General features: G+C 61.9%; 25 protein-coding genes and 1 pseudogene. 13 read left to right on the top strand and 13 right to left on the bottom strand.

Going from position 1 to position 26,360, the window contains the following annotated elements:
• Positions 1 to 29: 29 nt before the first annotated feature.
• Complete coding sequence (locus GH769_RS08125; protein ID WP_014718157.1) at positions 30 to 1,868, bottom strand: amidohydrolase; 1,839 nt, start codon at positions 1,866 to 1,868, stop codon at positions 30 to 32.
• Entirely contained in the window at positions 1,865 to 2,455 is a 591-nt protein-coding gene (locus GH769_RS08120) for an antibiotic biosynthesis monooxygenase (protein ID WP_153649610.1), read from the bottom strand. The genes GH769_RS08125 and GH769_RS08120 overlap by 4 nt, the downstream gene beginning before the upstream one ends.
• A gap of 178 nt (positions 2,456 to 2,633) precedes the next feature.
• Between GH769_RS08120 and GH769_RS08115 the strand changes: the two genes are divergently transcribed.
• The 4 genes from GH769_RS08115 to argE are packed head-to-tail and all read left to right on the top strand — an operon-like array spanning position 2,634 to position 6,230.
• Positions 2,634 to 3,965, top strand: a complete 1,332-nt coding sequence (locus GH769_RS08115) for an NAD(P)/FAD-dependent oxidoreductase (protein ID WP_161981182.1) — start codon at positions 2,634 to 2,636, stop codon at positions 3,963 to 3,965.
• A gap of 23 nt (positions 3,966 to 3,988) precedes the next feature.
• On the top strand, positions 3,989 to 4,399 hold the full coding sequence (locus GH769_RS08110; protein WP_014718154.1) for a RidA family protein: 411 nt from the start codon (positions 3,989 to 3,991) through the stop codon (positions 4,397 to 4,399).
• A gap of 11 nt (positions 4,400 to 4,410) precedes the next feature.
• A complete protein-coding gene (locus GH769_RS08105) occupies positions 4,411 to 5,088 on the top strand; it encodes a DUF1028 domain-containing protein (RefSeq protein ID WP_032903521.1) in 678 nt (225 codons plus the stop codon).
• Entirely contained in the window at positions 5,085 to 6,230 is a 1,146-nt protein-coding gene (gene argE / locus GH769_RS08100) for an acetylornithine deacetylase (RefSeq protein WP_014718152.1), read from the top strand. The genes GH769_RS08105 and argE overlap by 4 nt, the downstream gene beginning before the upstream one ends.
• A gap of 213 nt (positions 6,231 to 6,443) precedes the next feature.
• Here the strand turns inward: argE and GH769_RS08095 are convergent, their stop codons facing one another.
• Positions 6,444 to 7,355, bottom strand: coding sequence for a LysR family transcriptional regulator (locus GH769_RS08095; protein ID WP_032903522.1), 912 nt, complete (start codon positions 7,353 to 7,355; stop codon positions 6,444 to 6,446).
• A gap of 250 nt (positions 7,356 to 7,605) precedes the next feature.
• Between GH769_RS08095 and GH769_RS08090 the strand changes: the two genes are divergently transcribed.
• The 4 genes and pseudogenes from GH769_RS08090 (at position 7,606) to GH769_RS08080 (ending at position 11,045) form a co-directional block, all read left to right on the top strand.
• Complete coding sequence (locus GH769_RS08090; protein WP_020301876.1) at positions 7,606 to 9,021, top strand: cytosine permease; 1,416 nt, start codon at positions 7,606 to 7,608, stop codon at positions 9,019 to 9,021.
• Positions 9,022 to 9,103: 82 nt separating this feature from the next.
• Positions 9,104 to 9,199 (top strand): annotated as a pseudogene (locus GH769_RS29015) (fructose-bisphosphate aldolase); the annotation flags it as partial.
• 626 nt (positions 9,200 to 9,825) lie between these two features.
• Entirely contained in the window at positions 9,826 to 10,317 is a 492-nt protein-coding gene (locus tag GH769_RS08085; protein WP_014718149.1) for a GNAT family N-acetyltransferase, read from the top strand.
• 329 nt (positions 10,318 to 10,646) lie between these two features.
• Positions 10,647 to 11,045, top strand: a complete 399-nt coding sequence (locus GH769_RS08080; protein WP_014718148.1) for a hypothetical protein — start codon at positions 10,647 to 10,649, stop codon at positions 11,043 to 11,045.
• Between the two features lie 121 nt (positions 11,046 to 11,166).
• Here the strand turns inward: GH769_RS08080 and GH769_RS08075 are convergent, their stop codons facing one another.
• Entirely contained in the window at positions 11,167 to 12,360 is a 1,194-nt protein-coding gene (locus tag GH769_RS08075) for a YgcG family protein (RefSeq protein ID WP_020301862.1), read from the bottom strand.
• Between the two features lie 132 nt (positions 12,361 to 12,492).
• Between GH769_RS08075 and GH769_RS08070 the strand changes: the two genes are divergently transcribed.
• Together GH769_RS08070 and GH769_RS08065 are read left to right on the top strand one after the other, a co-directional pair.
• Positions 12,493 to 13,308: an alpha/beta fold hydrolase gene (locus tag GH769_RS08070; protein ID WP_014718146.1), complete on the top strand. Its 816-nt coding sequence runs from the start codon at positions 12,493 to 12,495 to the stop codon at positions 13,306 to 13,308.
• Positions 13,298 to 14,434, top strand: a complete 1,137-nt coding sequence (locus GH769_RS08065; RefSeq protein ID WP_014718145.1) for a PAS domain-containing sensor histidine kinase — start codon at positions 13,298 to 13,300, stop codon at positions 14,432 to 14,434. Before GH769_RS08070 ends, GH769_RS08065 begins: the two co-directional genes overlap by 11 nt.
• Here the strand turns inward: GH769_RS08065 and dapF are convergent.
• The gene (dapF, locus tag GH769_RS08060; RefSeq protein ID WP_032903523.1) at positions 14,431 to 15,234 is read right to left on the bottom strand and encodes a diaminopimelate epimerase; all 804 of its coding nucleotides are present in this window, start codon (positions 15,232 to 15,234) and stop codon (positions 14,431 to 14,433) included. The genes GH769_RS08065 and dapF overlap by 4 nt on opposite strands.
• A gap of 156 nt (positions 15,235 to 15,390) precedes the next feature.
• On the opposite strand from dapF, the gene GH769_RS08055 reads away from it, so the two are divergent.
• The gene (locus GH769_RS08055; RefSeq protein ID WP_032903524.1) at positions 15,391 to 15,888 is read left to right on the top strand and encodes an AAA family ATPase; all 498 of its coding nucleotides are present in this window, start codon (positions 15,391 to 15,393) and stop codon (positions 15,886 to 15,888) included.
• 42 nt (positions 15,889 to 15,930) lie between these two features.
• On the opposite strand, the gene GH769_RS08050 is transcribed toward GH769_RS08055, so the two are convergent.
• The 3 genes from GH769_RS08050 to GH769_RS08040 are packed head-to-tail and all read right to left on the bottom strand — an operon-like array spanning position 15,931 to position 18,186.
• Positions 15,931 to 16,341 carry an SRPBCC family protein gene (locus tag GH769_RS08050; RefSeq protein WP_032903525.1) on the bottom strand — a complete coding sequence of 137 codons (411 nt, stop codon included), beginning with the start codon at positions 16,339 to 16,341 and terminating at the stop codon, positions 15,931 to 15,933.
• Positions 16,342 to 16,366: 25 nt separating this feature from the next.
• Positions 16,367 to 17,164, bottom strand: coding sequence for an SDR family NAD(P)-dependent oxidoreductase (locus GH769_RS08045; protein ID WP_020301857.1), 798 nt, complete (start codon positions 17,162 to 17,164; stop codon positions 16,367 to 16,369).
• Between the two features lie 11 nt (positions 17,165 to 17,175).
• A complete protein-coding gene (locus tag GH769_RS08040; RefSeq protein WP_032903526.1) occupies positions 17,176 to 18,186 on the bottom strand; it encodes an aldo/keto reductase in 1,011 nt (336 codons plus the stop codon).
• A gap of 112 nt (positions 18,187 to 18,298) precedes the next feature.
• On the opposite strand from GH769_RS08040, the gene GH769_RS08035 reads away from it, so the two are divergent.
• The gene (locus GH769_RS08035; protein WP_020301856.1) at positions 18,299 to 19,195 is read left to right on the top strand and encodes a LysR substrate-binding domain-containing protein; all 897 of its coding nucleotides are present in this window, start codon (positions 18,299 to 18,301) and stop codon (positions 19,193 to 19,195) included.
• Positions 19,196 to 19,354: 159 nt separating this feature from the next.
• Here GH769_RS08035 and GH769_RS08030 read toward each other — a convergent pair whose 3' ends face one another.
• Genes GH769_RS08030 through GH769_RS08020 form a run of 3 tightly spaced genes read right to left on the bottom strand, consistent with a single transcriptional unit; the run spans position 19,355 to position 23,116 of the window.
• Positions 19,355 to 20,647: an FAD-binding oxidoreductase gene (locus GH769_RS08030; RefSeq protein ID WP_032903527.1), complete on the bottom strand. Its 1,293-nt coding sequence runs from the start codon at positions 20,645 to 20,647 to the stop codon at positions 19,355 to 19,357.
• Entirely contained in the window at positions 20,644 to 21,732 is a 1,089-nt protein-coding gene (locus tag GH769_RS08025; protein ID WP_032903528.1) for a polyamine ABC transporter substrate-binding protein, read from the bottom strand. Before GH769_RS08025 ends, GH769_RS08030 begins: the two co-directional genes overlap by 4 nt.
• Positions 21,733 to 21,757: 25 nt before the next feature.
• A complete protein-coding gene (locus tag GH769_RS08020; protein WP_014718136.1) occupies positions 21,758 to 23,116 on the bottom strand; it encodes a glutamine synthetase family protein in 1,359 nt (452 codons plus the stop codon).
• Between the two features lie 137 nt (positions 23,117 to 23,253).
• Here GH769_RS08020 and GH769_RS08015 point away from each other — a divergent pair, with 137 nt between their 5' ends.
• On the top strand, positions 23,254 to 24,150 hold the full coding sequence (locus GH769_RS08015; RefSeq protein ID WP_032903529.1) for a helix-turn-helix domain-containing protein: 897 nt from the start codon (positions 23,254 to 23,256) through the stop codon (positions 24,148 to 24,150).
• A gap of 59 nt (positions 24,151 to 24,209) precedes the next feature.
• Here GH769_RS08015 and GH769_RS08010 read toward each other — a convergent pair whose 3' ends face one another.
• Together GH769_RS08010 and GH769_RS08005 are read right to left on the bottom strand one after the other, a co-directional pair.
• Complete coding sequence (locus tag GH769_RS08010) at positions 24,210 to 25,313, bottom strand: acetoin dehydrogenase dihydrolipoyllysine-residue acetyltransferase subunit (protein ID WP_019817349.1); 1,104 nt, start codon at positions 25,311 to 25,313, stop codon at positions 24,210 to 24,212.
• Positions 25,310 to 26,329 carry an alpha-ketoacid dehydrogenase subunit beta gene (locus GH769_RS08005; RefSeq protein ID WP_003190665.1) on the bottom strand — a complete coding sequence of 340 codons (1,020 nt, stop codon included), beginning with the start codon at positions 26,327 to 26,329 and terminating at the stop codon, positions 25,310 to 25,312. The genes GH769_RS08010 and GH769_RS08005 overlap by 4 nt, the downstream gene beginning before the upstream one ends.
• Between the last annotated feature and the right edge of the window lie 31 nt (positions 26,330 to 26,360).

Below are 26,360 nucleotides of genomic sequence, written 5' to 3'. Positions count from 1 at the left end.
GGGTAACTCCTTTAGGGATGGGGTGTTCTTCAAAAGGCAAAGCAGGAGCAGCCGAACGCACCCCAGAAACCCTGGAAGTCGCTGACCGGCACGCTGGAAAGGCGCGCTTTTTCATGGCTATGGGCATGCACGCCACAGGGGCCGCTGCACTGGTGAACCTGGGCCTGCATCGGCGACGTGGGGCGCCAGTGCCCCGGCACCTTGACCACCGGCGACCAGTCCGGCAGCACCGGTACCCGTGGCGGGGCGAAATCTTCGAAGTCGCCAGCGCCGTACACGACCTTGCCGCCGACCACGGTCAGCACCGACTCGATCCACTTGATGGCTTCTTCTTCGACGCTGAAAAAGTCCGCCGACAACGCGGCGACATCCGCCAATTGACCGACCTTGATCTGGCCTTTCTTGCCCTGCTCGGACGAGAACCAGGCGCTGCCGTGGGTGAACAGCTCCAATGCGGTAAGGCGCGGCAAGCCCTCGGCGTGCAGCTCCAGGCCACCGACGGTGCGGCCGCTGACCATCCAGTACAGCGAGGTCCAGGGGTTGTAGCTCGACACGCGGGTGGCATCGGTGCCCGCCCCTACCGGCACGCCTTCGGCCAGCATGCGCTTGATCGGCGGCGTGGCTTCGGCGGCCTTGGCGCCGTAGCGCTCGACGAAGTATTCGCCCTGGAACGCCATGCGATCCTGAATCGCAATACCGCCACCGAGGGCACGCACGCGTTCGATGTTTTTCGGGGTGATGGTTTCGGCGTGGTCGAAGAACCACGGCAAGCCATTGAACGGAATATCGCGGTTGACCTTCTCGAACACGTCGAGCATGCGCGAGATGGACTCGTCGTAAGTGGCGTGCAGACGGAACGGCCAGCGCTGTTCCACCAGGTGGCGTACCACCGGTTCCAGCTCCTGTTCCATGGTCAGCGGCAGGTCAGGGCGGGGTTCGAGGAAGTCTTCGAAATCCGCCGCCGAGAACACCAGCATCTCGCCGGCACCGTTATGGCGCAGGTAGTCATCGCCCTGGTGCAGGGTGACGCTGCCGGTCCAGTGCTTGAAGTCGCTGAGCTCTTCCTTGGGCTTCTGGGTGAACAGGTTGTAGGCGATGCGCACCGTCAACTGTTGATCCTTGGCCAGTTGCTCGATCACCGCATAGTCATCGGGGTAGTTCTGGAAGCCGCCGCCGGCATCGATGGCGCTGGTCAGGCCCAGGCGATTGAGTTCCCGCATGAACTGGCGGGTGGAGTTGACCTGATATTCCAAAGGCAGTTTCGGGCCTTTGGCCAAGGTCGAGTACAAGATCATCGCGTTGGGCCGCGCCACCAGCATGCCGGTGGGGTTGCCGTTGCTGTCGCGTACGATCTCACCGCCCGGCGGGTTCGGCGTGTCCTTGGTGTAGCCCGCCACCCGCAGGGCTGCGCGGTTGAGCAAGGCGCGGTCGTACAAGTGCAGCACGAACACCGGGGTGTCCGGGGCGGCCTGGTTGAGTTCTTCCAGGGTGGGCATGCGCTTTTCGGCGAACTGGAATTCGTTCCAACCGCCCACCACGCGTACCCATTGCGGCGTGGGCGTGCGGTCGGCCTGGTCTTTGAGCATGCGCAAGGCATCGGCCAGGGACGGCACGCCTTCCCAGCGCAGTTCAAGGTTGTAGTTCAACCCGCCACGAATCAGGTGCAAGTGCGAGTCGTTGAGGCCGGGAATTACGGTGCGGCCCTTGAGGTCGATGACCTGGGTGCCGCTGCCGCGCAGGGCCATGGCTTCGCCGTCGGTACCGACGGCGACAAAGCGCCCTTGGTGGATGGCCACGGCGGTGGCGCGTGGGTTTTCCCGGTCCACGGTGTGGAACTGGCCATTGAACAGAATCAGATCGGCGTTCATAGGGTTTCCTTTACAGAGGCTTCAAGCCAGGGAGCGAACAGGCGGGTGGCCGCCGGCATCAGCAGGTACACCACCAGCAACACGATGGTCAGGGTGACCAGGAAGGTGGAGACCACGTAGTTGGACAAAAACGGGTGCAACCGCAGGATCGGCCCCCAGATAAACGGCAGCAGCAGGGTTTGCGGCAGGATCACAAACAGGCTGACCACCGTCTGCTTCCAGCGCGGCGGCTTGGCACCGCCCTCGGCCTGGGGCGTGAACCAGAATTCATTGGCCGCGCCGATTTCCGTCTGGTCGCCATCCGCGAGCATGGGCGCGGCTTCGTCGATCAGGGCCTGGCGTTGCGGGGAGCCGAGCCACAGCTCAAGGGCGTTGGTGGAGCTATAGCGCAGCACGCAAGTGAACAGCGCCATGCCGTTTTGCTGGCTGCGCACCACGTCAACGCCAAGGTGCCCAGGGCGTTCGCCCGCGATGCGCACGATGCGGCGCAGCCAGGCTTCGTACTCGACTTCAAAGCCGGGTTTGACCCGGTGCTTGACGACCAGGGTGACGACTTCGTCGGGGCGGGTGTTGGCGGTTGATTCCATGGCTGGGTGTTTCCCCGGAGCATTGAGCGATGGGGAGAGTGTGGCCGGTTGGCAGGTGTGGGGAATTGCATGTATGTGCTGTCTGGCAGGCATTCGCCGGCTCTGCATCCGATATTTATGCTCACTTCCCAACTTAATAATATTTTATTAATACCCCCCCGCCGCCTAACTTGACGTCATGCCCGAGCTGAATCCAACTGCATTACGCAAGGATAGAGACATGACTGTAGCGATAACAAAAATAGACACGCTGGTGGTTGGCGCAGGTCAAGCTGGCGTGGCCATGAGCGAGCATTTGAGCAAGCAAGGCGTGCCGCACCTGGTGCTGGAACGCAGCCGTATTGCCGAGCGCTGGCGCACCGGCCGCTGGGACTCATTGGTCGCCAACGGCCCGGCCTGGCATGACCGCTTCCCCGGCCTGCATTTCGATGACGTCCCCGCCGATGGGTTCGCACCCAAAGAGCGCGTCGCCGATTACTTCGAAGCCTATGCCCGTAAATTCAACGCGCCGATCCGCACCGGCGTGGACGTCACCTCAGTAGTTCGCAACGAGGGGCGCCCCGGCTTTACCGTGCACACCAGCGAAGGCGTGATCGAAGCCAACCGCGTGGTAGCCGCCACCGGGCCCTTTCAAAAGCCTGTGATTCCCGCTATCGCGCCTAAAGACACCGCGCTGCACCAGATCCACTCCGCCGACTATCGCAACCCTGGGCAACTGCCAGCCGGCGCTGTGCTGGTGGTGGGCGCCGGCTCGTCCGGGGTGCAAATTGCCGATGAATTGCAGCGTTCCGGTCGCCAGGTGTACCTGTCGGTCGGCGCCCATGACCGCCCTCCTCGCGCCTATCGCAACCGCGACTTCTGCTGGTGGTTGGGCGTATTGGGCGAGTGGGACCAGGCGGCGATGAAACCCGGCCGCGAGCACGTCACCATTGCCGTGAGCGGCGCCCACGGCGGCAAGACCATCGACTTTCGCGAGCTGGCCCAGCAAGGCATGACCCTGGTCGGCCTGACTCACGCCTTCGACGGCACGGTGGCAACGTTCCAACCCAACCTGGTGGAGAACCTGGCGCGCGGTGATGAAAACTACCTGGCCTTGCTGGATGCGGCCGACGCCTATATCGAGCGCAACGGCCTCGACCTGCCCCTGGAGCCCGAGGCACGTCGCGTGTTCCCCGACGCTGAATGCATCAAGCAGCCGATCCTGACACTGGACCTGGCGGAGGCTGGCATCACTTCGATCATCTGGGCCACCGGATTTGCCGTGGACTACAGCTGGTTGCAGGTAGACGCCTTCGACGCCGCTGGCAAGCCGCAACACCAGCGCGGTGTCTCCAGCGAAGCGGGCATCTACTTCCTTGGGTTGCCATGGCAATCGCGGCGTGGCTCGTCGTTTATCTGGGGCGTGTGGCACGACGCCAAATACGTGGCCGACCATATCGCCATCCAGCGTCAGTACCTTGAGTACCGCGAAGCCGCCCCGGTTGCCCGCCAGTCCCCTGTCAGCGCCTGATCATTTTTCCCAGGAGTTTTTTGATGCCTACTCACACTCGCATTCGCATGTTCAACACCAAAGAAACCTATCCCAACCAGAGCCTGGACAACGACCTATGCCAGGCCGTGCGCGCCGGCAACACCGTGTACGTACGCGGCCAGGTGGGCACTGATTTCGACGGCAACCTGGTCGGCCTCGGCGACCCACGGGCCCAGGCCGAGCAGGCGATGAAGAACGTCAAGCAACTGCTGGAAGAAGCCGGCAGCGACCTCAGCCATATCGTCAAGACCACCACCTATTTGATCGACCCACGCTACCGCGAGCCGGTGTACCAGGAAGTCGGCAAGTGGCTCAAGGGCGTGTTCCCGATTTCCACCGGGCTGGTGGTTTCGGCCCTGGGCCAGCCGCAGTGGCTGATGGAAATTGATGTGATCGCGGTTATTCCAGAGTAAGGAGGCTAGCCATGACCTTTTCTATCGTCGGCCGTTGTGCAGAGACCGGCCAACTGGGCATTGCCATCAGCTCATCGAGCATCGCCGTGGGCGCCCGCTGCCCGTGGCTGCGGCCCGGTGTGGGCGCCGTGTCGACCCAGAACATCACCTTGCCGGCCCTCGGCCCGGACGTCCTCGACGGGCTGGAACAGGGCCTGGCTCCCGCCGACGCCGTCGATAAAGCGCTCACCCGCCACGGCTACAGCCAGTACCGGCAACTGACGGCGATTGACCACCTGGGCCGCAGCGTGCATTTCAGCGGCAGTCAGACCCTGGGTACCCATCACGCGGTATCGGGCGAGCAATGCGTGGCGGCGGGCAATATGCTCGCCGCCCCTGAAGTGATCACCGCGATGGTCACGGCCTTCGAACAGGGCGAAGGCCAGCTCGCAGACCGTCTACTGGCCGCGATGCATGCCGCCATCGCCGCCGGTGGCGAAGCCGGCCCGGTGCACTCCGCCGCGCTGGTGGTGGTGGGCGAGTTGACTTGGCCGATTATCAACTTGCGCGTGGATTGGGCCGACGAGGCGCCGATTGGCGAATTGCAAAAACTCTGGGATGCCTACCGCCCACAGGTGCAGGACTATATCGATCGCGCCCTCGCCCCCGACCGCTCCCCCGGCTACGGTGTGGCCGGAGACGACCGATGAGCCGCAGCCGCGACCTGCTGGAAACCCTGGTGGGCTTCGACACCACCAGCCGCGAGTCCAACCTGCAATTGATCGAGTATGTGCGCGATTACCTGGCCGGGCTTGGCGTCACCAGCGAGCTGGTCTACAACGCGCAACGCAGCAAGGCCAACCTGTTTGCCAGCATCGGCCCGGTGGAACTGCCAGGTATCGTGCTGTCGGGGCATACCGACGTGGTGCCGGTGGATGGGCAACCCTGGAGCCTGCCGCCGTTCACGCTGACCGAGCGCGACGGCAAGCTGTTCGGGCGCGGCACCGCCGACATGAAGGGGTATATCGCCTGCGTGCTGGCGTTGGTGCCAGCGCTGGTCAAGGCGCCATTGCGCCTGCCGGTGCACATCGCCCTGTCCTACGATGAGGAAGTCGGCTGCCTGGGCGTGCGCTCGCTGCTCGCCGTTCTTGAACAGCGTCCGGTCAAGCCGATGTTGTGCATCATCGGCGAGCCGACCGAGCTCAAGCCGGTACTGGGCCACAAGGGGAAGTTGGCGATGCGCTGCGATGTTCAGGGCCAGGCGTGCCACTCGGCCTATGCGCCCTCGGGTGTGAATGCGATTGAACACGCCGCCGAGTTGATCGGTGAACTGGGGCGCATTGGCCAACGGCTACGCGCGCGTCAGGACCCACGTTTTGACCCGCCGTTCAGCACGGTACAGACCGGCATGATCAACGGCGGCAAGGCCTTGAATATCGTGCCAGCCGACTGCCGCTTTGACTTTGAGGTGCGCGCCCTGCCCTCCATGGACCCGGGCGAAGTAGCTGAAGAGCTACAGGCCTACGCGCGGCAGCAGGTGTTGCCGCGCATGCAGGCGGTCAGCAAGCAGAGTTCGATTCGGTTCACCGAGTTGTCGGCCTACCCAGGGCTGGTCACGGATGAGCGCAGCCAGGCGGCGCAATTGATTGCGACGTTTTGCGACTCGCAGGCATTCGGTACCGTAGCGTTTGGTACCGAGGGCGGGCTGTTCGATGCGGTGGGTATTCCCACCGTGGTATGCGGGCCAGGCAGCATGGACCAAGGGCATAAGCCCGATGAGTTTGTGAGCCTGGAGCAGCTCGATGGCTGCGATGCGATGTTGCAGCGGTTGCTAGGCTTTATCAGCACCTGAAGACATCGCACCACCTATGTGGGAGGGGCCAGCCCCAATGCCGATCAGTTAAGCGCAAATCCCTGTGGGAGCGGGCTTGCCCGCGAAGGCGGTGTGTCAATCACTGCATCGGTTACTGCACGACCGCCTTCGCAGGCAAGCCAGCTCCCACCTTTGAGCTTCGTTGCGTTGAGCACTGTGTTCGCTTAACTGATCGGCATTGGGGTTTGGTGTTCAGCCCAGTAGTCGCGCCAACTCTTCGCGGCAGTAGTCGACAAACAACTGCACCGGTTTGGTCAAGGGTGCGCGGCGTAGCCAGACGGCGGACAACCCCGACCCCGTGACCGTTTCCACCAAGGGAATGCACACCACTTTCTGCCCATCATAGGTGTACTCGCTGAACGGTTTGGTCACCAGGATCGAGAACCCGAACCCCCGCCCCACCATGCCCCGCACCATTTCGATGGAGGGCGAGCTAAATACAATATTCGGGGTCAGCCCGCGCTCTTCGAAGATGCTCACGAAGTAGGTACGGCTGGGCAACACGTCCAGCAAAATCATCGGCTCCAGCACCAGGTCGGCCAGGGACACCTTGGCCTGTTGGGCAAAGCGGTGGTCGGCCGGCAGCAACGCATAGGGCTGTTGCGGCGGCATCAGCGGCGTGGTCTCGATGGTGCTGCCCAGGTCGTGCTCAAACAGCATCGCCACGTCGATACTGCCCGCCGTCAGCGCCTGCACCAGCTCCTGCTGCTCGCCATCGCGGATACGGATCTCCACGCCCGGCCAGCGCGCCTTGAAACCGGCGATCAAGCATGGCAAGTACAACGGTGCCACGGTTTCAAAACAACCGATGTCAATCTGCCCGGCCACCACATCGTTATCGGCCAGGGCGTTCTGTTCGAACTCATGGGCTACCCGCAACAGCTCCAACGCCTTGCGATAAAAGCGCGCTCCGCTGGGCGTGAGGGAAACGCCCTGAGCGTGATGGCGGATAAACAGTTGCACGCCAAAGCTGTCTTCCAGTTGCTTGATCGCCGTGGAAACCGACGGCTGGGCGATATACAGCTTGCGCGACGCCTCGGCAACGCTGCCGCATTCGGCCGTGGTCACAAAATATCTGAGCTGACGCAGGTTATAGGCTGCCATCGGCACCTCCCTAAACGTGGTTTTTTGCCCCAAACAAGTGCGAAGAAACACCGGTTTTTCAAGCCATTGACGTGCATGCAACATACCGGAGCAAAAAACCTCACGAGATACTTTTTTTAAGGTCTATAGCAACAAACTTACTAATTTACCTGCCTGCGCCCATTGCAGATGATCACTCCAACAACAAAGCGGTGCCCATGCGCCGCACAGCGAAGTACGCCCACGTACTCACCTTGCCTTGGAGCTCGTCATGGTTACCACTGCAACATCCTCCGCCCCGCTCATCGAAAAACACACGATTGGATACGTGCCCCCGGAAGATCGCCATGGAAAGGTAAGAGACCTGTTCACCCTGTGGTTCGGCGGCAACATCGCGCCGTTGCCGATCGTCACTGGCGCACTGGGTGTGCAACTGTTCCACCTCAACCTGGTGTGGGGCATTGTCGCTATCCTTGTCGGCCATTTGGTCGGCGGTGTGTTGATGGCATTGCACTCGGCCCAGGGCCCGCAAATGGGTATCCCGCAGATGATCCAGAGTCGTGCGCAGTTCGGCTCCCTCGGCGCATTGCTGGTGGTGGTGATTGCGGGGGTGATGTACATCGGCTTCTTCGCCTCCAACATCGTGCTGGCCGGTAAATCCCTGCATGGTGTGGTGGACGCCGTGCCTGTACCGGTGGGCATCGTTATCGGCGCCATCGGTTCCGGGATCATCGGCATCATCGGCTACCGCTTCATCCACGTACTCAACCGCATCGGCACCTGGGTCCTCGGCGCCGGCATCGTGCTGGGCTTTGGCTACATCTTCACCCATGTGCAGACCACCGATTTCCTCACCCGTGGCAGCTTCAACATCTCCGGTTGGCTGGCCACTGTTTCCCTGGCTGCGCTGTGGCAAATCGCGTTTGCGCCCTACGTGTCGGACTACTCCCGCTACCTGCCCGCCGACGTGCCGGTAGCCGCCACCTTCTGGACCACCTACCTGGGCTCGGCGCTGGGGTCGAGCCTGGCGTTCATCTTCGGCGCCGTGGCAGTGCTCGCCACGCCGGTAGGCATGGACACCATGGACGCCGTCAAACTCGCCACCGGCGCCATCGGCCCGTTGATGCTGGTGCTGTTCCTGCTCAGCGTGATCAGCCATAACGCCCTCAACCTGTACGGCGCGGTGCTGTCGATCATCACTCTGGTACAGACCTTCGCCTACCGCTGGATCCCGACCGCGAAAAGCCGTGCGGTGATCTCCATCATCGTGCTGGCCGCCTGTTCGATTGCGGCGGTGTTTGCCTCCCAAGACTTCATCGGCCACTTCGTCGACATGGTGCTGGTGCTGCTGGTGGTGCTGGTGCCTTGGACGGCGATCAACCTGATCGACTTCTACGCCATTCACAAAGGCCAATACGACATCGCCTCGATCTTCCGCGTGGATGGCGGCATCTACGGCAAGTACAACCCGCAGGCGCTGCTGGCCTATGCGGTGGGGATCGTGGTGCAGATTCCGTTCATGAACACGCCGCTGTACGTGGGGCCGATTTCGCAGCACATCAACGGCGCGGACTTGTCGTGGGTGGTGGGGTTGGTGGTGACGTCGCCGTTGTACTTCTGGTTGGCGAGTCGGGACAGTGCGTATAAGCGCCGGATGGACAGTGGGAAGTTGGTGAGTGGGGTTTGATACATCCTGTCGGTGTGGCGGCTGTGCGTGGGAGACCTTCGGGTCTGCCGGGGGTGATTCTTCCTGGTCTGCGAACCCGCGCACAGTTGCCAATACCGCCCGGATCATGGTCCAGGATGTGGCGGATGTGTTTACGGTGATTGAAAAACATGGCCTTGATTCGCCTGCTGTGCAGTAAGTTGTGAGAAAACCCGCCTCGGCGGGTTTTCTGGTTTTTGCGAAACTCAATCCTACCCGCTCCTACCCAGGCGGTAACCACGATGCGAAGCGAGCCGCTCTTGATCTGCTTTTGATCTCAGGCGCCCCGTTAAACCACGCTGGCCGGAATTCGACAGGGATTTGGGGGGTAAACCGGCAGGGATGCCGGTTTAGCCGCCCCGCGCCATGGATGGCGCGTGGCGGCGGCCCCCCAAATCACTGGCGGATTACGGGCACACCGAGCCCAAGCGAGGTGCCGAGTGGTGGGGCGAGGACCTTTTGGTTACTTTTGGGTCCTTCCAAAAGTGACCCGCTGTAAAAGCGGAACCCTAAGTGGCCGTTACCGCAGGAATGGATATGTACGCAATCAACTGTGTCGCCTGCCAGGCCGCCTTCGCAGGCAAGCCAGCTCCCACATTTGGATCGCGTAGGGTCAGATAGATAGGTGTCGGCCTTCAGGCCGCCTTCGCAGGCAAGCCCCACAGTTTGATTGCGCAGCACCAAAGTTGAACCTCACGCTTCACCCGTCAGGGCCGGCCTTGCGGTGCCAAAGGTGCAACGTTTCTCTATGATGTGGCCTTTCACTGAAAATCTCTGGAACGGCCCATGCCCACCCTCACCCTGCGCAACGCCCTGCCCACCGACGCAGCACGCTGCTTTGAAATCGAAACCAGCGCCTACGAGGGCGACGAAGCCGCCACGCTTGAAAAGATCACCACGCGTATCGCGCAGTATCCCGAGGGCTTTTTGATCCTGGAGGAAGATGGCGCAGTGGTGGGCTTCATCAACTCAGGGTGCGCCCATGAAGTGGTGATGTCGGACGAGGCCTTCAAGGAGTTGGTGGGCCATGTGGCCGAGGCACCGAATGTGGTGATCATGTCGGTGGTGGTCGACCCGGCCCATCAAGGCAAGGGCTATGCGAAACGGCTGATGACTGAGTTCGTGCAACGCATGCAGGCAATGGGCAAGCGCACCCTCCACCTGATGTGCAAGGCGCAGCATGTGCCGTTGTACCGAGCAATGGGCTACACCTACGTGCGCCCTTCGCCGTCGGATCATGGGGGTATGGCGTGGCATGAGATGGTGAAGACGCTTTAATGCAAGCCGTTGCACGAGTGGTTGCAAAAGTGTTTCCAAGCGTGAGGCAACCAAAAGACCTGCAACGACCGAATGTGTTTCGGTGAGTGAAAAGCTGGCACTGCGCTGCGCTATCTGACAGCCAGCCTGACTTTTCGGAGCGTGGGCCGGACTGCGCCTATAGCCTTTTGACTCACTCGAAAACCAACACCTGATGCGGTTTCACGTTGTTACATCCAGCCAAAACAGACCTCGTTGAGCGCCTGCCCCAGGCGCTGTAGCCTGCGAAACGCCCTGTCAGGGCCACCCTCTGACAGGGTCAATTTCCAAGCAATCAGAGAGGTGCAATCATGTCTTCAATCAATGGCTCCGCCCCATTCGTACCCGCGTACCAGCCCGCTGCCAAACACCCTATCGATAACGATGTACCGAGGAAAAACTCTCTGGACAAACAGGCTGGAGAAGATGCCGAAGTGTCCAATGGCAAGGGCGGCTGGAAAAACATTGGCAATGCGACGCGCGACCACGCCAACCGCACTCGGCTGGATCGCAACTTCTTGCCTTCAGACAAAAAGACCGTCGATGACGCCCAGGTCAATACCAGGGCTGGATATCACGGCACCGGCACCCTGCCCGCCTTCCCAACTTGGGATGACAAGGCCTTAAACGACTCCGCGTCCAATGCCCTGCGTCAACCGATCGACTTCGAAATAAAACCTGACGGCAACGGCGGTTGGACCAAGGCGTGACAACTCCACTGTCTAAGCCGCTTTAGCACTCAGGGCTTTGCCGAACAACCAGTACCCAGGGGCTTCACCCTCAAAGGTACAGTTCAGCGGTTGTTCCACTATGGGACAGCCGCCGAGTCATCTACCAACTGCCGGAAGCCCCCCCGCCACCGCTGGAACCGCCACCGCCCGACGAACTGCTGCTGGTGCTGGAGCCGCTGGAACCTGAGCTGGACCCGCCGCCGGAGCCAGAACCTTCGCCGACCTTGCCAAAGATAATCAGCGCAACAAACGATGCGATAGGAAATGCCAGCAACCAGGCGTCGCGATCGCCGTCCATCACCTGCCCCGCCACCCCATACACGGCCACCGCCGCCAGCAGTCGTACGCTAAAACCTGCGCGGCTGGTGCGCCAGGTCTGCCTCATGAGCAGCACCAGCACCAGGTACAACCCCAGCACCACCAAGACGCCCAGGGGCCACAGCAACCAGTGGGTGAAACTGACGTCTACGTAATGGTTTGCCACCACCAACCCGAGGATATAACCCAGCAGCCCGATCACGCCGTAAAACAGCGTGCGCACCTGCCACAACGCGCCGAATAGCGCGCCGCCAATCAACAAGGTCAGCGGCATTGCAACGAGGAACATCGGCCAGTCCCGACCACCGGCCAATACCGTCAGCAACAGCGTGGCCGCAACTGCGATGATCAAAGCTCTGCGCCAGTGCAACTTGCCAGCGGCGATCAGTGTACCGGCGAGCGCCCCCAGGACAAACGCCGCCAATATCGCGAAAAATTGCGGGTTGATCCCCGGCCCGGCCACTTCAGGCAGGTCGCCGCCGTCCACCAGGACCACCAGCGCGCTCACGCCTTGCTGGATGCCACCGGCAAAATCGCCCTGACGAAACGCTGGAGTGAGACGTTCTTCAATGATGCGATGGGCCAGCAGGTCAGTGACGATGCCTTCCAGGCCATAACCCACCTCGATGCGCACTGTGCGGTCGGCTTTGGCCACCACCAGCAGGATGCCGTCGTTGACGTCCTTGCGCCCCAGCTTCCAGGCGCGGAACAGTTGGTTGGCATAGTCTTCGATGCCGCTGCTGCCGGTGGTCGGCACCAGCAATACGGCCACTTGCGCGCCTTTGCGTTGTTCAAGGTCGGCGAGTTGTTGCTTGAGGCGCAGCACGGTGCCCGAGTCGAGGGTATTGGTCAGGTCAATAACCCGCTGATCAAGGGCAACCCCAATCGGCGAGGTGTCCGCATGAGCGGCGATGAACAGGCTGGAAAACACCAGGGCCAGTAGGCTGAACACCGATTGCCGCACAAGCACGATCATGTATGGTTACCTGAAGTCTCTCCCTGAAGACGCCGACTTTACCTTATCTGCACGCAAACGCGTGACCCAGGGCCTGCGACTATCTAAACTGCCCGCTAAGCTGCATAGCAATTAGCCATCCACGAGAACCCCATGGACCTACGTCACCGCAACAATATACATGTGATGGGCCACGGTCCCTCGACGCTGGTGTTTTCCCACGGCTTTGGTTGCAACCAGGCCATGTGGAATGCCTTGGCACCGCACTTTCTCGAGCGCTTTCGCGTGGTGCTGTATGACCTGGTCGGCGCCGGCCTGTCGGACTTGAGTGCGTTCGACAAAACCAAATACAGCCGCCTGGATGGCTATGCCCATGACCTGAACGAGATTATCGACGCCTATGCCCAAGGCCCGGTGATTCTGGTGGGCCACTCGGTCAGCGCGATGATCGGCACCCTCGCCGACCGTTTCCTCCCGGGCCGCATTGCCGCACACGTGATGATTGGCCCATCGCCACGCTATATCGATACCGAGGAATATGTCGGCGGTTTCCAGCGCGACGACATCGACGACCTGCTCGACACCCTCGACAGCAACTACCTGGGCTGGTCCAGCGCCATGGCCCCGGTGATCATGGGCGCCCCGACGCAGCCGCACCTGAGCGAGGCGCTCACCGAGAGCTTCTGCCGCACCGAGCCGGACATCGCCAAGCAGTTCGCCCGCGTGACCTTCCTCTCGGATAACCGCCAGGATGTGTTCGGCCTGACCACCCCGGTACTCATCCTGCAATCGACCGACGACCTGATCGCCCCCGTGGCCGTGGGTGAATACCTGCACGCCGTACTACCTAACAGCACTTATTGCCTGGTCGAGAATGTCGGCCATTGCCCGCATATGAGCGCCCCCCAGGCGTGTGCAACGGCGATGGACCGGTTCCTGGCCCCTTGGGCGGCTGCCGATGCCCGTTGACCCGCTGTTTGACAGCGCGGCGTGTGCCCTGGCGGTGACCCAGGAAGATGGCACGATCCTGCACGTCAACCCGCGCTTGTGCGACTGGCTGGGCTTTACTGCGGCCCAGCTGCTGGGCCGGCGTTTCCAGGACCTGCTGGCCATGGGCGGGCGGATTTTTTACCAGACGCACCTGGCGCCGATGCTGCGTATGCATGGCAGCGTCACCGAGGTGAAGCTCGACATCCGTCATTGCAACGGGCACAAAGTCACGGTCTTGCTCAACGCCAACCGGCGCCAGCAGCCCGACGGCGTGGTGTATGACTTGGCGCTGTTCGGCACCACCGACCGTGACAAGTACGAGCGTGAGCTGCTCAATGCCCACAAGCAGGCTGAAGCCCTGCTGCAGGAAAAAACTGCTACGGAACTGGCCCTGCAACAGGCCCAGGCCGAACTGAGCGAGGCCTATGCCATTGCCCAGCGCCGGGCGTTGTTTGCCGAGCAGATGGTGGCGATTGTCAGCCATGACCTGAAAAACCCACTCACCGCGATCCGCATGGCCTCCGACTTTCTCCAGCGTGGCGAGCGCACGGCCAAGGAGCGCCAGTTGTTGGGGCACATCGGCCAGTCGTCCGAACGCGCCCACCGCATGATCGCCGACCTGCTGGACTTCACCCAGGCCCGGGTCGGCCAGGGCATTACCATCAAGCCGCAACCGCTGGACCTGCACAGCGTTATTCATCGCAGCGTCGACGAACTGCGGGTGGCCTTCCCCAAGGCCACGCTGGTGCATCACGCCGAGGGCCAGGGCGACGCGTGCCTGGACGCCGACCGCGTGCAACAGATGATCGGTAACCTGGTGGCCAACAGCGTGGCCTATGGCGACTTGCTGCAGCCGATCACCATTACCTCGCGCCTGGGCGATAACACCTGCGCGGTCGCGGTGCACAACCACGGCCCGGCGATTCCCCAAACCCTGCTGGCCGGGTTGTTCGAACCCATGACCCGCGGCACCGACCAGGGCAGCGACGTGCGCAGCGTAGGCCTGGGCCTGTATATCGTGCGCGAACTGGCCAGAGTACATGGCGGCGACGTGGCCGTGAGTTCATGTGCGAGCGCCGGCACCACGTTTACCGTGAAGTTCTAGTACAGGTACGCGGTGCCCTGCATGATCGGCTCGACCCGGCCGGTCAATATCACCCCGCCCCGCCCGTCCCATTGCACCGTGACCGCGCCGCCGTCGCACTGGACCTCCACACGCTCATCGAGCAGCCCTCGCCGGATGCCGTTGACGACCGCCGCGCAACAGCATGAACCGGACCCCAGCGGCACACCTCCGCCACGCTCCCAGATACGCAGGCGGATATGGCCGCGGTCCAGCACTTGCACGAAATGCACATTGGTCCTGGCCGGAAACAGCGGGTGAACTTCCAGGCTCGGGCCCATGGCTTCAATATCGAGCGCCGTCACATCCTCCACAAAAAACGTGCAATGCGGGTTGCCCATGCTGCACGCCGCCGGCTGGCCGTCGATAGGCAACACGCAGGTGTCCATCGCCCTGGCCAAGGGTACCGACGCCCAGTCCAGCGAGGGTGGGCCCATATCCACCGACACGCGCTGCCCATCAGCACGTGTGCATGTCAGCAAGCCACGGTCGCTGCCCAGCACGATGCTTTGGGTGCCAGCCTCATGCATCAGGCGATCCGCCACGCCACGCGTCGCGCTGCCGCAGGTTTGCAAGCGTGTTCCGTCCGGGTTCCAGAACTGAACGCGCGCAGCAGCCTCCTCACAGTCGAGCACCACCGCCAGCTGATTGAAACCGATGCCGGTGCGGCGGTTACCCAAGTGGCGGGCAATCTGCGCAGTAATAGGGTTATCCTCGCCACGGCGGTCAATGATAATGAAGTCGTCGCCGTGGGCGTGCATCTTCACGAACGGCAGGGTCATGGGCGCTCCTGTGGGTGAAATGAGTCAAGCGGTTCTAATACCACTGTAGGAGCGAGGTTGCTCGCGAAAAACTCACAGGCGCCGCGTTTATTCAGGGAGTGCGCGTTATGGTTGGCGTTTTTCGCGAGCAGCGCGCCTACAAAGGGTTGAAGGGTCATGCTTATTGTATTCAGCGGCTTGCCCGGCAGTGGCAAGACCACGATTGCCAGGGAGCTGGCGCGACAGTTGGGCGCGGTTTACCTGCGTATCGATGTGATTGAGCAGGCGCTGCGGGAGGCTGCGGTGTTGGTAGGCGATGTGGGGGCCAGCGGCTACGCGGTGGCGAATGCGCTGGCGCTGAGTAACCTGCGCCTGGGGCAGCGGGTGATCGCCGATTGTGTGAACCCCGTGAAGGACAGCCGCGATGCCTGGCAAGCGGTGGCGACAGCGGCCGGTGTGGCGCTGATCAATATCGAGGTGGTGTGTACCGATCAGCAGGCGCATCGGCGTCGAGTCGAAGGGCGTGTGGGCGATATTCCCGGGCTGGTGCCGCCGACCTGGGAATCGGTGCAGGCGCATGAGTACGAACGCTGGGAAACCCCACCGTTCAGGCTGGATACGGCGCAGATGACGTCGGCAGAGGCTGTCGCGGCAGCCTTGCTCCATATAGGCTAAAACCCACCTGTGGCGAGGGAGCTTGCTCCCTCACCATATTCTTTAGAAGTTACCGCGCAACGCCTCAAGCCCGCCTTCGTAGACACCGGCAAACAATGCCTCGACTTGCGCCTCGGTGGTACCCGCTGCCGGCGTGAACACGCCGGACCAAGTCACTTTCGCCGAGGTGTCCGTCAGCGCTTCAACCTGCAAGGTCGCCAAGTAAGCACTCACCGGAAACGGCGACGCTTCAATGGTGTAGCTGTAGGTGCGCGCCACGTTGTCGAAAGTCTGCAAACGCTCGACAATCGCGCCGCCGTCAGCGGTGGTCAGGTGACGCACACGGCCACCCTCGCTCGGCTCGCTCTTGGCAATCAAAGGCAGCCAGTCAGGCAGGCTGTTGAAGCCGCCAATCAGTTGCCAGACCTGGTCGGCCGACACCGCAATTTCAATCACAGAAGACGCTGTTGCCACGATCAATACTCCAGTCAGGAAAAAATCAGATTGCCATGCTGTCGACAACGCCACCGTCGACCCGCAGCGCGGCACCGGTCGTCGCCGAAGACAGCGGTGAAGCAATGTACGCCACCAGGTTCGCCACTTCATCCACATTGGCCGCGCGCTGGATGATCGAGGTGGGCCGCGCATGGCGCACAAATACATCCGCTTCCTCTCGGGCACTGCGCCCGGATTCGGCCGTGGCGTCCTTGAGCATGTGTTCCAGGCCATCGGTAAAGGTCGGCCCCGGCAAGATAGCATTCACCGTCACCCCAGTACCCGCCAGGCGCTTGGCCAGGCCGTGGGACACCGCCAGGTTGGCGCTTTTGGTCACCCCGTAGTTGATCATGTCGGCCGGCGTCGCCACGCCAGACTCCGACGACACGAAGATCACCCGGCCCCAGCCCTGCTCGACCATACCCGGCACATAATGCCGCGCCAGGCGCACGCCGGAGATCACATTGACCTCATAGAAGCGCGCCCACTCACTGTCCGGCGCGTCGAAGAAATCCACCGCGTCGAAGATGCCCAGGTTGTTGACCAGAATGTCGGCGCGGGGTTCGGCGGCGAAAAGTTTCTGTGCGCCTTCAACGGTGCCGAGGTCGGCCACCACACCACGCAGTTGAGCAGCCGGAACCGCTTGGCGAATGCTGGCCAAGGCGTCGTCCACCTTGCCTGCATCCCGCCCGATCACCACCACCGTGGCACCGGATTGCGCCAGGGCCTGGCTGATACCCAGGCCAATCCCGGCGGTGCTGCCGCTGACAATAGCCACTTTGCCACTTACATCAATTTTCATGCTCAAGCTCCTTAACGTGAGAGAGGCAAAGGTGCACGGTCCGAGATCAAGCCGGCCTCGCGCAACGCCTGCCAGAAGGCTGCTGGAATCTGTTCAGACAACGCCGCGACGTCTTCGGCAATCCGCCCCGGACGACTGGCGCCAGGAATCACCGCTGCCACTGCCGGATGGGCCAGTGAAAACTGTAGCGCAGCGGCCTTGATACTGACGCCAAACGCCTGGGCAATTGCCTTGATCTGCTCGACCTTGGCAATGATCGCCGGGCCGGCTTGCTGGTATTCAAAGTGCGCACCGCCAGCGAGGATGCCGGAGCTGTACGGGCCACCGACGACGATCTCGACCTGCTGGGCGTGGGCTGCGTCCATCAGGCGCTGCAAGGCGCGGTCGTGGTCCAGCAGCGTATAGCGACCCGCCAGCAGAAAGCCGTCGGGCTGGGCTTCGGCCAGGTCCAGGGTCAACTCGCAAGGCTCGACACGATTGACGCCCAGCCCCCAGGCCTTGATCACTCCTTGCTCGCGCAAACGGGTGAGTACTTTGAAGGCACCAGTGCGGGCCTGGTTGAAGTATTCCAGCCATTGGTCGCCGTAAAAATCCTGGGCGATGTCGTGAACCCACACGATGTCCAGGCGATCGGTTTGCAGGCGTGTCAGGCTGTCTTCAATGGAGCGCAGGGTGGCGTCGGCGCTGTAGTCATTGATTATTTTATTGGGCCGGCCGTGTTCGAATACGCCGCTTTTTTCCCCAAGGTCACGGGCGGTTTCTTCGACTTCATCGAGAATTACCCGGCCAACCTTGGTGCTGAGCACGTAGTCGTCGCGGTGATAGTTGGACAGGGCCTGGCCCAAGCGGATTTCCGACAGGCCCGAGCCGTAGAACGGCGCGGTATCGAAGTAACGCACGCCGTGGCTCCAGGCGGCCTCGACGGTGGCCTGGGCTTCTTCTTCGGGGATAGCGCGAAACATATTGCCCAAGGGGGCGGTGCCAAAGCCCAGTACGCCGGGCAGTGTGTCTTTCAAGCTCATGGTGGTTCCTCAATCGGTGCGAGGTCGCTTTGACCGTTGAGCAGATGCTAGATTGCGCAGATCAGACCGTCCAAGACATACTGCGACCAACTTGAGTCCTTTAAGGTCTTACATGATTGATCTACGCCAGTTGCGCTACTTCGAAGTGGTGGCCGAAGAAGAACACGTCGGCCGCGCCGCCGAGCGCTTGCACATTTCCCAATCGCCCCTGAGTCGGCAGATCGCCCAGCTCGAGGAACGCCTGGGCCTGACCCTGTTCGAGCGCAGCCAGCAGCGCATCCGCCTGACCCGCGACGGCCAGACCTTCCTGGCCGAAACCAAGGCCCTGCTGACCCACGCCAACCGCCTGGAGTCCCTGGGCAAGCGCCTGGGCCGTGGTGAAGAAGGCGGTTTGTGCATCGGTTATATCGAGAACGCCATGCACGCCGGTGTCCTGCCCAATGCCTTGCGCATACTGCGCGACGATAGGCCCGCCGTGCACATCAAGCTGTATAACCTGCCCTCCCTGGAACAACTCGAAGGTTTGCGCCAACGCAGCCTGGACATCGCCCTGGTGGGCGAACCACCTGCCGCCGACGACCCGGACCTGACCGCCTGGCAGGTCCTCGATGACCCGATGCTGCTGGCCCTGCCCGAACAGCATCCGCTGGTTCAACAACATGAACTGTTACCCGAGCACCTGGCCGACCAACAATGGATCGGCGTGCAGCGCAAACCTGGCGCCAACCCGGCCGATGATTTCGTCGCCGCCTGTATCCGTGCCGGTTTCACCCCGCAAATCCCCATGGAGGCCAGCGAGCCCTTTACCGCACTGGGCCTGGTGGCGTCCGGGCTGGGGGTGGCGATGGTGCAAAAAGGCCTGAGCCGCAACGCACCGCCAGGCGTAGTGTTGCGCGAGCTGCCGTGGCTGGACTACACCACACCGCTGTGGGCGGCATGGCACCGCGTCAACTTGAGGCCGTTGGTGGAAACCTTTCGCAAAGTGCTGACCGAACCTGAGGCTATCTGACTGACGTCTCACAGGGTGTCTATGCCGGGTGATGATTTTGTGGGCAACGCCGGACCAGTGTGGGAGCTGGCTTGCCTGCGATAGCGGTGGTTCAGTTGAAGATTCAGTGACTGACACACCGCCTTCGCGGGCAAGCCCCCTCCCACATTGGGTCAGGAATCAGAGTGCTTCGCGCAACCGATACCACAACATCCCCAACGCCAGCAGTGGCGAGCGCAGCGCCTTGCCACCGGGAAAGGTCATGTGCGGCACCTGGCTGAAGATATCCAGGCCCTGGCTTGCACCCGCATGTATCCCTTCGGCCAGCAGCCGTGCGCACCAATGCGTCACGTTCAAGCCGTGACCGGAATAGCCTTGGGCATAGAACACATTGGGGTACTGCTTGAGCCGCCCGACCTGGGGAAAGCGGTTGGCGGTGATGCCAATCTTGCCGCCCCACTGGAACTCGATAGCCGTGTTGGCCAACTGTGGGAACACCTTGAGCATTTTCGGGCGCATGTACGCGGCGATGTCCTGGGGGTCGCGCCCCGAGTAGTGGCAGGCACCGCCGAACAACAGGCGCCGGTCGGCAGTCAGCCGGTAGTAATCCAGGCCGACTTTCTGGTCGCACAGCGCCAGGTTCCGCGGGATCAACTGCTGGGCTACTGGTTCAGGCAGTGGCTCGGTGGCGATGATGTAGCTGCCCGCCGGCAGCACCTTGCCGCTCAAGCGCGGCTCCAGTTCCTCAAGATGGGCATTGCATGCCAGCACCAGGTTGGCTGCGCGCACGCTGCCGCCTGCGCAGCGCACTTGCACCGTCTCGCCATGGATCAGCTCCAGCACCGGGCTGTGCTCAAAGATGCGCACCCCAAGGGCCTCGGCCGCACGCGCTTCACCCAAAACTAGGTTAAGCGGGTGCAGATGCCCGGAACCCATGTCGACCAGGCCGCCGGCATACACCGTAGAGCCCACCACCTGTGCCATGTCTTGTGGGCCGACCAGCCGCGTTTCATGGGCATACCCCATGGCCTCCAGGTGCGCCTGTTCGCCCTTGAACGCCGCGAACTGCGCCGGAGTATTGGCGAGTTCGCAAAAGCCCCAGCGCAGGTCACAGTCGATGCCGTGCTCGGCAATGCGCTGGCCCACCAGAGCGACCGAGTCGATACCGGCCCGCTCCATATAGCGCACGCCCTCCTCGCCCACGTATTTGGCAAACCCGGAGACATCATGGCCGATACCCCGAATTAATTGCCCGCCATTACGCCCGCTGGCGCCCCAACCGATGCGGCGCGCCTCCAGCAGGATCACCGAAAGCCCGCGCTGGGCCAGTTCAATGGCGGTGTTGACCCCGGTGAAACCGCCGCCGATCACACACACATCGGCGCTCAGGTCTGCCTCAAGTGCGGGCCGCTGCACCATGGCATTCGCCGAAGCGCGGTAATAGGACGGGGCATGTTCATTGGACTGCATCATCGGTTGGACTTCACTTTGCTCCAGGCGCGGGTCATCACGCGCATGGTCGCCGGCGTGGGCGTGGTGGAAATATAGAGTTTGTCGAGAACCTCCTGGGGCGGATACACCTCAGGGTTGTTCACCAGTTCCGGTGCCATGAACGGCTTGGCGGCCGGGTTGGCGTTGGCATAGCCCACCGAGGCGCTGACCTTGGCAATCACCTCAGGCTCCAGCAGGTCGTTGATGAACGCATGGGCTTCTTTAGGGTTGCTCGCGTCGGCCGGAATCGCCAAGAGGTCGAACCACAGGTTGGAACCTTCCTTGGGGATCGAGTACGCAATGTTCACCCCGTTCTTGGCTTCCTTGGCGCGGTTGGCGGCCTGGAACACATCGCCGGAATAACCGAAGGCCACGCAGATATTGCCGTTGGCCAGGTCGGAGATGTACTTGGAAGAGTGGAAATAGGTGATGTACGGCCGCAGCGTGAGCAACTTGGCTTCGGCCTGCTTGTAGTCCTCGGCATTCTCGCTGCGTGGGTCCTTGCCCATGTAGTTGAGGATCGCCGGGAACAGCTCATCCGCTGAATCGAGGAAGGCCACGCCGCACTCATGCAGCTTCTTGATGTTTTCCGGCTCGAACAACACCACCCACGAGTCGATGCGGTCGATGCCCAGCACTTGCTTGACCTTGTCGACGTTGTAGCCAATGCCATTGGTGCCCCACAGGTACGGCACCGAGTGCGCATTACCGGGGTCGTTCTGTTCCAGTAACTTGAGCAGCTTGGGGTCCAGGTTCTTGAAGTTGGGCAACTGCGCGCGGTCAAGCTTGAGGAACGCACCGGCCTTCACCTGGCGTGCCAGGAAATGGTTGGACGGCACCACCACGTCATACCCGGTGCGCCCGGCCAGCAACTTGCCCTCCAGGGTTTCGTTGGAGTCGAACACATCGTAGATCACCTTGATGCCGGTCTTGGCCTGGAAGTCCGCCAAGGTGGTCTCGCCAATGTAATCGGTCCAGTTGTAGACACTCACCGTCGGCGCCGCCTGGCCGGCACTGCTGAACGCCGCGACCAGGGCCAGTGGAAGAAGCTTGTTCACAAGACGCATATCGTCACCCCTCTTATGCTTGTTTTCAGACGCTCAACAGCAGGAACTCACGCTCCCAGGAACTGATCACCCGCTTGAAATTCTCATGCTCGGCGCGCTTGACCGCGACGTAGCCGCGCACGAATTTTTCGCCCAGGTACTGCTTGACCGTGTCGCAATCCTCCATGCGCGCCAGCGCATCTTCGAGGGTGAACGGCAGGCGCAGGTTGCGGCGTTCATAGGCGCGGCCTTCCACCGGGGCACTGGGTTCGATGTGCTCGATCATGCCCAGGTAGCCACACAACAAGCTGGCAGCAATCGCCAGGTAAGGATTGGCATCGGCGCCCGGCAGGCGGTTTTCCACGCGCATCGCCTCCGGGCTGGACGTGGGTACGCGCAGGCCGACGGTGCGATTTTCTTCGCCCCATTCGACGTTGACCGGCGCCGAGGTGTCCGGCAAAAAACGCCGAAACGAGTTCACGTTGGGGGCAAACATCGGCAGCAGCTTGGGGATGTACTTCTGCAGGCCGCCGATGTGATGCAGGAACAACGGGCTCATGTTGCCGTCGGCATCGACGAACACCGGTTTGCCGGTAGCGATTTCGACCACGCTCTGGTGCAGGTGCATGGCGCTGCCGGGCTCGTCGGCCACCGGCTTGGCCATGAAGGTGGCGGCGACGTTGTGCTTGAGGGCGGCCTCGCGCAAGGTGCGCTTGAACACCGTGATCTGGTCGGCCAGGTCCAGGGCGTCGCCATGGCGAAAGTTGATTTCCATCTGCGCGGGGCCGTCTTCGTGGATCAGGGTGTCGAGGTCCAGGCCTTGGGCTTCGCACCAGTCATAGACATCTTCGAACAGCGGGTCGAATTCGTTGGCGGCGTCGATGGAAAACGACTGGCGCCCGGTTTCGGCGCGGCCCGAGCGGCCGATGGGAGTTTTCAAGGGCAGGTCCGGATCTTCGCAGCGCTGGGTCAGGTAGAACTCCATTTCCGGCGCGACAATCGGCTGCCAGCCTTGGTCGGTATAGAGCTGCAGGACTTTCTTCAACACATTACGCGGCGACAGTTCGATGGGGTTGCCCTGCTTGTCGAAGGTGTCGTGGATCACGATGGCGGTGGGCTCGATGGCCCACGGCACTACGTAAGTGGCGTTGGCGACCGGGCGGCAAATCATGTCGATATCGGCCGGGTCCAGCAGGTCGTAATAGATATCGTCGTCGACAAAGTCCCCGGTTACCGTTTGCAGCAACACACTTTCCGGCAGGCGCATGCCTCGCTCATGCAGGAACTTGTTGGTGGGTGCAATCTTGCCGCGTGCGATGCCAGTCAAGTCACTGATCACGCATTCGACTTCGGTAATCTTGTGTTCTTTCAGCCAGGTGGACAGCTGATCGAAGGGGGCGTTCATAAGGACCTCGTCTTGGGTGGGATGCGACGCTGGGTTGTACTCCCAGCGCATTGAGGTCTATCTTGGGCCAGCCTTGAAACGGCATCTATCCACTTTGCACGCGGCACAACGCACCAATAGAGTGCGCACGGATCACCATGACACAGGCAACCGCTTTGCGCGTACAGGCCTTCGCCACCGGCGATGTGGCCGCCCAATGCAGTGCGACACCCGGCTGGGTGCAGCAGTACCAGCAGATGTCCCCCGGGCATTTTGCCGGGCAGGTGCGCTACCTCGACCTGCACGGGGTGCAGGTCTACGAAGAGTGCATGAACACCCGGGTGGAGCAGCATTTCAACGCACCTGCCGGCGCCCTGGCGTTCTGTTTCGACGCCAGTGACAACGCGCTGTACCTGCTCAATGGCGAAAGCCGCAACACCTGGATCACCCCGGTCAACTACCGCGAAGTGGCCGTGGTGTTCGGCCCGCAGTTTGTCCAGCGCCACGGCCTGGATATGGCCAAGCTCGAAGGCCTGTTCATGGCACCGCTGAGCTGCCAACAGAACGCGCTGTTCACCCGCTGGCTCAGTGGCACGCTCACGCGCTTGTCCGCACTCACCGACCCCATCAGCCGCGATGCCCTCACCCAGCAACTGCTCGACGACTGCCTGTTTATCCTCGATAACGCCTGCGTGTGCCTGGACGGCAGTTCATTGCAAAAGCGCAATGAAGAACGCCAATTGATGGCACGCATCGGCGAATGGGCGGCGGATGCACCGGATGAAACCGCCAACCTGTTGGAACTGGCGCAGATTGCGGGTGTGCCGTTGCGCCAATTGCAGCAAGGGTTCAAGACCTACACGGGGATAAGCCCGGCGCAGTGGTTGCGGTTGCGCCGCTTGAACGGGGCGCGGCGGGAGTTGCTGAGCACGACCGACACCACGGTGGCCGAGGTCGCGATGAATTGGTCGTTCTGGCATTTGGGGCGGTTTTCAAACAGCTACCGGGCGCTTTTTCAGGAGCTGCCCAGCGAAACCCTGAAACGCTCCAGCTGAAAAAACACGCTTGACCTTGTGGGAGGGACAGACCAAACCGTCCCTCCCTTGAACCTCAATCAGGGCTGCGCGTTCAAAAAAGTGGAGATCAGTTGATTGACCTGCTCCGCCGCCTCCAGCTGCACCATATGCCCCTGCCCCGGCAATACATGCACCTGAGCCTGCAGCCCTTGGGCGTGACTTGCCGGGATGATCGCATCGTCACTGCCCCAGATCACCAGGCTCGGCTGGCGGCCCACCTCGCTGCGAAGATCCAGCATCTGCCGCCCGCCATCGAACAGCTTGTGATCGAGCTGGCGCAACGCTTGATCCACCCCTTCCAGGCGCTTGAATTTGAGCATGTCCTCCAGCATCTGCCGCGTCACCAACGCAGGGTTACTGAACAGTTGAGTCAATGGCGGCTTGAGCGCGTTACGGTTGTTGGCTTCGACAAAACCTCGCAGGTAATCGCCGTTGATATCGGCACCCAGACCGGCGCTGGCGATCAAGGTGATGGAGGCGATACGTGCAGGCGCCAGGCTGGCGACGGTGAGGGTCACCAGCCCACCCATGGAGTGGCCGGTCAAATGCACACGGTCGAGCGCCAGGTGGTCGAGCAATGCCAGTACGGCATGACTGAGTTCGGCAGCGTCTCCCGTTTGCAGAGACTTGCCCGACTCCCCGTGACCCGGCAGGTCCAGGGCAATCACCCGGCGTTCGGCGGCCAGGGCCGGTTGATTGAACAGCCAGTTGTTCAGATCGCCCCCGAAGCCGTGCACCAACACCAGCGGCGTGCCGCCCTCGCCCATGTCCAGATAACGCAGCAAGCGCCCGCCTACCTCGACTTTTTGTGCGCTGGGGCCGGCCTCTTTGGCTTCGGCGGCACTGGAGACGAACCCGGCGTTGAAGCTTTCGATCACGCTATCGATCTGAGCCTCTGTCGCCTCGCCCTCCACCACAATTCCCAGTAGAGCGCCCACCGGCAGGGTTTCATCACTGAGCGCCAGTACCCGACGCAGCACGCCGCTAAAAGGCGCCTCGACACTGCTGGAGATCTTGTCGGTCTCCACGTCCAGCACTTCCTCGCCCTTTTCCACTCGGTCGCCGGGTTGTTTGAGCCAGACATCGATGCGGCCCTCGGTCATCGACAGGCCCCATTTGGGCATGGTCAGGGTATGAATCATGCGGCGGTCCTCTTGTCGGCGATCTTCATCACGGCGGCCTCGATCTTCGCGGCGTTGGGGATGTACAGGTCTTCCAGTGCATCGGAAAACGGCACCGGGGTGTGCGGCGCGGTGACCATCTCGATGGGAGCGCGCAGGAAAGCGAACCCCCGCTGGGCCACCAGGGCACTGATGTCGGTGGCGACCGAGCAGCGTGGGTTGGATTCGTCGATCACCACCAGGCGCCCGGTTTTCTCGACGCTTTCAAGGATGCTGTCTTCATCCAGCGGGCTGGTGGTGCGCAGGTCCAGCACTTCACAATCAATGCCTTGACGCGCCAGGTTGGCCGCAGCCTCCAGGGCGATATGCAGCATGCGGCCGTAGGTCACCAGCGTCACATCCTTGCCCTCACGCACAAAGTTGGCTTCGCCAAACGGGACCGTGTACAGCTCTTGCGGTACGTCGCCCTGCATGCCGTAGAGCATTTTGTGCTCAAGGAAAATCACCGGGTCATTGTCGCGGATTGCCTGGATCAACATGCCCTTGGCGTCGTAGGGCGTGGCCGGGCATACCACCTTGAGGCCGGGGATATGCGTCCACATGGAGGTGAGCATTTGCGAATGCTGGGCAGCCGCCCGCAAACCGGCGCCGTACATGGCACGGATCACCAGCGGTGTAGTGGTTTTGCCACCGAACATATAGCGGAACTTGGCAGCCTGGTTGAGCAACTGGTCCAGGCAGCAGCCGATGAAGTCGACGAACATCAATTCGCACACTGGGCGCATGCCACGGGTAGCGGCGCCCACCGCCATGCCCACGTAGCCGACCTCAGACAACGGTGCGTCCAGCACGCGCCCGGGAAATTGCGGGTGCAAGCCCTTGGTCACGCCGAGCACGCCGCCCCATGCGTCCTGCTCACCGGGGGAACCGGTGCCACCGGCCACATCCTGACCGATGATGAATACGCTCTGGTCACGGCCCATCTCTTGAGCCAAGGCCTCATTGATCGCCTGCTGATAGCTGATTTTACGAGCCATTAGATTCTCTCCACGTCTTGTTTTTATAGGG

This window comes from Pseudomonas sp. CFSAN084952 (assembly GCF_009648855.1).
Taxonomy (GTDB): Bacteria; Pseudomonadota; Gammaproteobacteria; order Pseudomonadales; family Pseudomonadaceae; genus Aquipseudomonas; species Aquipseudomonas paracarnis.
The sequence above is the reverse complement of the archived record's forward strand: the minus strand, read 5'-3'. Positions and strand labels throughout refer to the sequence as shown.